Below are 1,178 nucleotides of genomic sequence, written 5' to 3' on the forward strand. Positions count from 1 at the left end.
CCGGCGTCCGCAGCTTCGTCGGTACCGGCATTGCTCCCGGCATCGGCACCTGCCCCGGCCTCGCCGGGAGCACGGTCGCCGGTGGCGTCGGCAGCGGGGCGGTCGGCGCCGCCCGCGCCTTCGGGGTCGCCTATCACGTCGGAGACGGTGTCGTCGGCGTCGGCGGCCGCTGGGTCACTCGTGTCGTCCTGGCCGTCCCCGAAGCCCTCGGCATGCCACGCGTCTTCGACGTGGTCGGCGAAGTCTTCGACGTGGTCGGCGGTGTTCTGGGCCTGGCTCGGCTCGTCAGTGGTTCCGGCAGGGTCGGGGACGTAGTCGCTGGGGGTGCTGTCGTCGAGGTCTGCGAAGTGGTCGCTGACGTCGTCGTCGGTGGCCGGGTCGGCGGGGTCTTCGGTGGCCGGGTCGGTGTCGTCGGTGGCCGGGTCGGCGGGGTATGGGTTGTCGTCGGTGGGGTCGGTGGGGTCGGTGGTTTCGGGGTCGGTGGGGAGGGATTCGGCGCTGACCACGACGAGGAGCTCGGTGACGATCTTCTGCTCCAGCAGGGCGATCAGCGCGTCGGCCTGACGTACCGTCAGCGGGCGGTCATCCCCCTGTGCCCTCAGCTTGGCGTACGCCTGCAACAAGGCCATCAACCGGGCGCCGGCCTCACGCGGCAGGTAGAACTCCCCTTCCACGCCGCCGCCCTTGCCCGGGCGGACCCGCAGGAACCGCCGCCCGTAATCGGCCCGCTCATCCCGCTCTTCCCCATCGGGGTCCAGCACCGCCCGCAGATGGCGGCCGGCCTTGGCGACCTCCGCCGCCCCGGCCTTCCCCGCCAGGTCCACCAAGATCGGCTCCGCCAGGGTGCCTGCTCGTCCGATAGTCCGGCCACAGCGGCGCAGATGGCCTCCACCACCCCCGCCGCCAGCTCACCCGCAGCGAACTTCTCCCGCACCACCGGGAGGCGCGGCAGTTCCGCGCCCAACGTGAGCAGGCGGCCCGCACCACCCACCGTCATCCCCCCACTGGTGCGCAACCAGCACCGGGTGGAGGCATGCCCATGCTGCCTGGCCTGCCCCGCTCGGTGGACCCGGCCGACGCGGTCGGCCAGGGCGCTGGTGATCCGATCCCGGGCGAACAGCAACTCCTCCGCCTCGGCCAGGCACACATCCACGTCATCGGGAAGCGGCGTCAGCGCC

Annotated in this window: 1 protein-coding gene; it reads right to left on the bottom strand. The window is 72.7% G+C overall.

Annotated elements, in window-relative coordinates; translation table 11 throughout:
• The coding region (locus tag FLV34_RS39305; RefSeq protein ID WP_261986085.1) for a 13E12 repeat family protein at positions 1-824 on the bottom strand (824 nt) is incomplete at its 3' end.
• Between the last annotated feature and the right edge of the window lie 354 nt (positions 825-1,178).

Source organism: Microbispora sp. CSR-4 (assembly GCF_008033685.1).
In the GTDB taxonomy this organism is placed as follows: Bacteria; Actinomycetota; Actinomycetes; order Streptosporangiales; family Streptosporangiaceae; genus Microbispora.